A 6,586-nucleotide genomic window follows, 5' to 3' on the forward strand; every position below is an offset into this window, starting at 1 on the left:
ATTGCGGGCCAGATGTTTGATAATGAATATGACTTAGCCATGACCGTCATTGACGGCATGGAAGCCCGCAGTAAAGCCGGTGATTATCCGCTGGAACGTTTTATATTTAATTGCGCCTAGCTACTTACTGCCCTCCCCTTACGGGTTGAACATTCCGAGGCGGACATCTGCTTGAACACTAGCAGGGAAAGGATTTTGGAGTCCTTTCCAACTCCCCCGAACGACTTTCGAGTCGCGCACCTAACGTGCCCATCATCCGCCGCAGATAGCCTTGGCCTCATACCGATCCCCTCTAGACGGTCGGTGTGCATGGGCGTTGTTAGGCTTTGCCCTGGGCGAACTGACAAGTCAGCGCTTGCGCTATCGTCATTATATTTGCTGAGAAATCAATGGCGCGGATGTGCTTTGCATGAGAACGAAGGATCGCAGTCGAACCCATACCGCAGGCAATTTTCAATACTTCCATATCATGACGAAAGTAGTCGCGGGTAACTACGGTATCCGGGAGCCAAAGCTCTCTACACCGTATCTATCAAAGCTCAAGTTCCAGGCTGATCAATAGCACTGACGTGAGAACTGCGAAGATAGTCCTGATAGAGTTCCATTGAATCCAACGCGGTTCAAAATTCACTCGGGCTTCTCGTAATGCAAGGTCAGTCATCGTATCAAGCTTCTGCATTTGTAGCTGATTGTTCAGCGGCACATTAATGGTGAATGTGGGCAATTGGACGCCGATCAAATAAATAGCTGCAGCCATACCAATGAGAAAGCGATTGATGCCATCGAACTGAATAATGCCAACCAATGCTGCCGTTACCAACCCCAAAATTGATCCCAGCCAGACCAAACTAAAGATCGGTTGATTATTTTGAATGACGCGATCGATCGCTTTGAACGCTTGAAGAAAATCGTGGTCGTTCAGGTTTCTAATGCCTGGCATCACAACAATGGCGAAAGCCAGCACAAAACCTGCAACCAGAGAACACAGTAATGTTGTCAGTGTTAATGCAATTTGAAGCAGATCCATGACTTATCCTCCTAGTAATGTGTGGTTCGGTTAGTTAATGCTTCCGGATGGTTAGGGTACGGGCAGCGCGTTCGCGAAGCGTTGCTGAAAGCAAATCACGAAAGCAGATCGCACTGCCCTGAAGTCGATTAGTTCGGTTTGAGACGCAACAGGGAGACGACACATACCCCGCCGATGACCAGTTCTACAGCCGTCGCTCCCATCAGCGGGGCAGACGGCAACCCGTCCAGCACCATGCTGAGCAGCCGCGAGAGACCGAACGAACCATAGACGATCGCATTCAGCATCAGTGGGGCTTGGGTGATCATCTGCCGGCAGGTACCCAGCAAGATAGCGATCGCACATCCGATCAGCAGACCACCCGGAGCCCTGATCTCTGACAATAAACCGGGGTCGTTTCCTAACTTGATGCCCTCTGTGGCAAAGAAAGCATAAGGTTGCAACAACGTCGCAGTTCCGACTAGGAGCAGAATCACTCCAGAAACGGCCAGCAAAATCCGATTTATCATGAGACAGTTAGGGCAACCTCCCTCCATAGACCTGTGGCAGCAACCGCTTTGGCATACTCAGCAAAACCTTTGGGTGGGCGGCCCAAGGCGCGCTGAATACCATCGGTGAGGTGGGCGTTGCGGCCATCCAGCACCGTGTTGAACAGGTAGTCCAACATCCAAACCACTTCCTTGGGCGCACCGGATTCTTTTACGCCAGCCACAAAGGCGTCGTGGGGAACGGAAATATAGGTGATCTCACGGCCAGTGGCCTGTGACAGTTCAGCAGCAATGTCCGCAAAGGTCATCAGGCGAGGGCCAGTGACTTCGTAGACTTCTCCGGCATGCCCCGGCTCTGTAAGCGCAGCGACGGCGACCTCAGCGATGTCGTCCACATCGACAAAGGGTTCAGGAATGTCCCCTGCCGGGAGCGTGATTTGACCGGCCATGACCATTTCTAGAAACGCGCCCTCTGAGAAGTTTTGGTTGAACCAGCTAGCCCGAACAATCGTCCATGCCACACCGCTCTCCTGCACGATCCGCTCACAGGCTTGGGCTTCGGCTTCGCCCCGGCCAGACAAGAGTACCAGCCGCTTGACACCATGGTGGTTAGCACGATCGACAAGGGCCTGAATCGCATCCGTTGCGCCTGGCATGGCCAGGTCTGGCGCGTAGTTGATGTAGACAGCCTCAACATCTTGCAGGCAAGCATCCCATCCGGCTTCATGGTGCCAATCAAAAGCTGGAGTAGCTGAGCGCGAACCGATCCGAGTCGGTACGCCCTTTGACTGTAAGGCAGCGGCGATCCGTCGGCCCGTCTTGCCAGTGCCGCCGAGAACGAGGGTTACTCCGCTTAAATTTTGAGTTTGATCTTGAATTGTGTTCATCGCTTGCTTCCCTTCGCGGGTTAACTGCAAGCTCACTATAGGAAGTCTGACCCAGGCATTTCTTGACAGCCGCTGCCGAAATTTTGACCTGACGCGCCAAGGTCAATTCAATCCGGTTTGGCGGGGGGACTCAGGCGAAACGATCGCGGCGTTTGCCCTGCCCAGCGCTTGAATGCCCGCGTGAAGGCACTTTGCTCAGAAAAACCCGTCATGAAAGCCACTTCCGCCAGGGAATAGTTGGTCTGCTGCAAAAGCCGTTCGGCTAACTGACGCCGTGACGCATCTACCAGCGTTTGATAGGAGTAGCCCAGCTCCGATAGTCGGCGTTGTAATGTGCGCCCGCTCATGCTGAAGTGCCCCGCGACATCAGAGATCGTGGGTACGCCCTCACTCAAGCATCGAGAAACGTGAATACGAACCCGATGTTCGAGGGCATTGGGGTCTGCCAGCTTAGAAAGCTCAGCCTCAAGATGGGTATCAAAAAACTGGGAAATGCTTTCGTCGCCGAGTTGGTTAGGGGTTTGTAGCGATGCATGGGAAACCAACACCGCATCTCTATCTGAGTCAAAGTGAATCGGACAGCCAAAATAGGCTTCGTGCCCCTCAAGGTCTTTGGGTGCTGGATGCTTGAAGTAAATAGCCAGCGGTGTGAACGGCTGGGTGGAAACTTGTTGACTGATGGAGACGATGCTGGCGATCGTGGCCTCATTGGAAATCCGCATCCCCAGGCGGCGATCGCCCCCTCGATGCAGGTGCATGAACGCACCCTGCTCTGCCCGCTCCACCTCATAGGTTGAAACGCTCGTCAGCACACGGGCATAGCGTTCAGCACGCTCATAAGAACCTCGCAGATTCGTTGCTGATTTCCACGCTAAGCCAAAAGCGCCGTAATCATCGCAGCGCATCGCTGCCCCCGCTCTGAGTGGCAGCGTCGTGCCGTTGGTTTCGGCTACCGCAATCTTTTCCAGAAAGGCGTAGTAGTCTGTATCAGACACCATCTGTGAAGGATCAACGGGGCTGTTAGGCTCAATGCCGAGCGATCTCAGCAGGGCATCCTTGTCGAGATCAGCTTCGACTTCTCCAACCACTTTCCTAACGAACAATGAGGTAATTTGTCCCATTTAACGAAAGTATCTCTTTTGCTGTTATCCGTAGGCAATGACTTTTCAATTTTAATCAGAACTTTCTATTCAACAGAGGCGACCAGATAATTTCAGAATTAGTGACAAATCTGAACAAACAGCAATGATAAGTTTTTTGCGTTAAGTCAGACTTTGATAATGGGCGATGCATGACATCTGCACCAAAAGACGGAGATGCCTAACGGCACAGGTCAGCGGCGGTTAGAAAACTTGAACTCCTGCCCATAACTTTTATTCCGTCCGCTGCACCATAGTGTTGGGCTGCTGGCGTTGAGCAATCTGCATTAGAAGGCGTAATGCTTCGTTCACTGCTGCATCATTAGGAAAGGCTTGAGCAACATCGGGGTCTAGAAGCACTAAATTTGTCCCTGAACGGTATCGCTCAACATACTTACCCCTAACACCTCCCTGCATTTGAGCAAAGTCGTACTCAGGACGTAATTCATCTTCCATTTCGTTCTCAATTTCCTTCTTCATAGAACCTCCTTTCCTGCCGGATTGCTTTTCGGGCACTTATGATTCGTACTTTTTCTCCTCGGTCAGTATGTGCAACAACTAAAAGTTGCCCAAATCGAGATATACCAATGATAACGTAGCGGTTTTCTCCAATGGAATGATCAGGATCAGGGAAGGTTACGGATAGAGAGTCATTAAATACGGTTGCAGCCTCCTGGAAGGAAACACCATGCTTTTCAAGATTTAGTTTTGCTTTGTCCGGGTTCCATTCAAATTCCATTTAGGATAGTCTCTGCCTTTTTTCATATTCTAAAGTTTATTTTCTTGGATACCTTTTATAATGCCCTCTTACAGGAGTTCCATCTTTTCGCCTATAAGCTGGAACATAATAATAATCATTCTGATTGGCTATTCTTGCATAATCCTCAGCTGAAATTGTACTTTTGGTCGCTATTGGCTTAGTAGACTGCTGTGGAGGAACATAAGATTGTGAGCGATTAACCTGAGAAAGTTGCGCTTTTAAGTCAGCTATTTCAGTCTGTTGCTGCTGATAGTATTGATATAATGTTCGATATTGTTTCTCCAACTCAGATTTTTGAGTGCTTAACTGAGATTTGTCATTTTGTAATTCTTCAAGCTCAGATAGCTTTTTTTGAGCGAAAGTAGAGAGATCTTGAACTCTCTTCTGTAGATCTGATTTTTGCTGACTTAATTGAGATAGTTGAGCCTGTAGATTATCAATGCGGTTTTGCTTTTCAAGGTCAAGTTCAGTTGCACCTTGAATATCTCTTCTTAAGTCAGAAATTGAATTTTTTAGACTAGTTATCTGACTCTGTTTATCTTGAATTGTTTTCGTCAGATCTTGAATATTTCTTTGTAAGGCTACCATGTCTGCATCACGATTAGAGATTTCTTTATGCAGATCAGAAATATTTCTTGAAAGACTAGAAATTTCTTGTACACGCTTATCTAGCTCATCTTTATCCTCTTGCTTGGCTCTAAGTAAATTATTGAACTCTCTAGATAGAAGATTTAGGCGAGAACGCAACTCACTAATTATTGATTGGTAGTTACCATCGGTTCTAGAGTCATTAGAACTTAAAATTAGTTTTGTCGATAAAACCTTCATCAACTCATCGAGTCTATAAGCAAGACGGAGACGATAAGGGCTAATCTGATTAGTACTTTGTGCTATTTCCGTAGCCAATTTATCGATAACTTCTGAAAGAACAATTTGTGAAGGTTGGCGACTTCTTGTAAAAACAACTAAATTAGTTACAATTTTTTGAAGTTGTTCATAGTCTTTCTCGGCTTGACTAGCCAAAAAAGCGCGAGTAGAATCCTGTAATCCCGCTAGAACTTGATAGCTACGAGGTCTTCGAGGCTCTAACTCTTGTAGAATTTCACTTCTTTTATATTCTAATGCCTCAAGCGTTCTTGCAATTTTTTCATGATTGGCAGAAGGATCTGCACCAAGGCGCTCTAAAATTCCCTCATATAACCAGGCTTGAGACTCTAGGTTATTTAGTTTTTGAACTTGTTTTTCATTATCTGGTTGAAAAACTATATCTGTTCTTTGTAATTGTTGTTGGAAGCTATTGATCCTTGCTGAGATAGTTCCCTTAAAGCAAGCAAACATTAGCTCTAGAGCTTGACCAAAAGGAAAGGAATAATCAGCTAGCCAACCAAATAAAAACCAGAAAATCAGAGCACATACCAAAAAACCAACTACTTTAATGTAGTTGAACAATCTTCTGACGAAGCTACTATTAGATTCTAAATCTGAGCTTTTTAGGTCGAGAAAGAGTTGGTTAACGAAAAAACTGTTGACCTATTTGCTGTCCAATCACCGTACCTGGATTATTTCCAACATTAACGTTTACACCTGATTGAGTATTTTGAGAAACAGAGTTATTTTGTATTTGTTGATACTGATTCACCAACTTTTCGAGGCTGTTCCGAAACTCTCCATCCCACTCCGCTTCACTTAAAATCGCAGCTTCCAAAAGCTCTGGTTTAGTACCTCTAACTTGAAGCTTGCCTTGAAATCTTTTTGTCAAAAACTCTAGAACATCTGCTCCAGCCTTCTCTAAGGCTCCACCAGAAACCTTGTCAATTGCCCAGAGTGCAATATTAGCGGCTTGCAAAGCTAGTACAGATAATTCCATGTTGGTAGTGTTCCTGTTGATTACAAATCCTTGTCAATTTATAACACATACACTCTAGCGACCTTCAAAGACTTCTTTACAGATGGCATCGGTGCTGAGTTTGAAACGTGCCAACAGTCTGTAAGGACGCTCCCCACTAAGAGATGAAGCAGTCGGGTAAAGGAGAAGGTTTTAGATATGGCCCCCTCCCTCCCCTCAGAACCGTACGTACAACTTTCACTGTATACGGCTCAAGCAATCTCAATCGCTCATCGATGCAGTTGAGAGTGGCAGACCAAATGGACGGCCACCAAATTGGAGCTGTGGTTGGTTCCTCCCTGACTGCGCGGTGTTTTGTGGTGGATGTGGACATCCTCTCCATTGAACAGAGATTGGCCACAGTTGGGACATGTCGCGGATTGCTGACGGATGACCCGTT

9 protein-coding genes are annotated in these 6,586 nt (G+C 47.1%); all 9 read right to left on the reverse strand.

Annotation, left to right across the window (positions count from 1 at the left end; all coding sequences use genetic code 11):
• Positions 1 to 532 precede the first annotated feature (532 nt).
• The 9 genes from IQ254_RS28685 to IQ254_RS34060 all read right to left on the reverse strand — a co-directional run bounded on the left by IQ254_RS28685 (position 533) and on the right by IQ254_RS34060 (position 6,578).
• Entirely contained in the window at positions 533 to 1,027 is a 495-nt protein-coding gene (locus tag IQ254_RS28685; protein WP_193969567.1) for a DUF1772 domain-containing protein, read from the reverse strand.
• A 128-nt stretch (positions 1,028 to 1,155) separates the two neighbouring features.
• Entirely contained in the window at positions 1,156 to 1,521 is a 366-nt protein-coding gene (locus tag IQ254_RS28690) for a DUF4345 domain-containing protein (protein WP_255527040.1), read from the reverse strand.
• Positions 1,522 to 1,532: 11 nt separating this feature from the next.
• Positions 1,533 to 2,402 (reverse strand): NAD(P)H-binding protein, encoded by an 870-nt coding sequence (locus IQ254_RS28695; protein WP_193969569.1) that lies wholly within the window; start codon positions 2,400 to 2,402, stop codon positions 1,533 to 1,535.
• Between the two features lie 107 nt (positions 2,403 to 2,509).
• Positions 2,510 to 3,490, reverse strand: coding sequence for an AraC family transcriptional regulator (locus tag IQ254_RS28700; protein WP_313887600.1), 981 nt, complete (start codon positions 3,488 to 3,490; stop codon positions 2,510 to 2,512).
• A 285-nt stretch (positions 3,491 to 3,775) separates the two neighbouring features.
• Positions 3,776 to 4,021 (reverse strand): hypothetical protein, encoded by a 246-nt coding sequence (locus tag IQ254_RS28705; protein WP_193969571.1) that lies wholly within the window; start codon positions 4,019 to 4,021, stop codon positions 3,776 to 3,778.
• Entirely contained in the window at positions 4,005 to 4,280 is a 276-nt protein-coding gene (locus IQ254_RS28710) for a BrnT family toxin (RefSeq protein WP_193969572.1), read from the reverse strand. The genes IQ254_RS28705 and IQ254_RS28710 overlap by 17 nt, the downstream gene beginning before the upstream one ends.
• Positions 4,281 to 4,316: 36 nt before the next feature.
• Entirely contained in the window at positions 4,317 to 5,750 is a 1,434-nt protein-coding gene (locus IQ254_RS28715; protein WP_193969573.1) for a hypothetical protein, read from the reverse strand.
• A 61-nt stretch (positions 5,751 to 5,811) separates the two neighbouring features.
• Positions 5,812 to 6,168 carry a hypothetical protein gene (locus tag IQ254_RS28720; RefSeq protein ID WP_193969574.1) on the reverse strand — a complete coding sequence of 119 codons (357 nt, stop codon included), beginning with the start codon at positions 6,166 to 6,168 and terminating at the stop codon, positions 5,812 to 5,814.
• 248 nt (positions 6,169 to 6,416) lie between these two features.
• A complete protein-coding gene (locus IQ254_RS34060) occupies positions 6,417 to 6,578 on the reverse strand; it encodes an HNH endonuclease (protein WP_369011295.1) in 162 nt (53 codons plus the stop codon).
• Between the last annotated feature and the right edge of the window lie 8 nt (positions 6,579 to 6,586).

The sequence above is a fragment of the Nodosilinea sp. LEGE 07088 genome, assembly GCF_015207395.1.
Taxonomy (GTDB): Bacteria; Cyanobacteriota; Cyanobacteriia; order Phormidesmidales; family Phormidesmidaceae; genus Nodosilinea.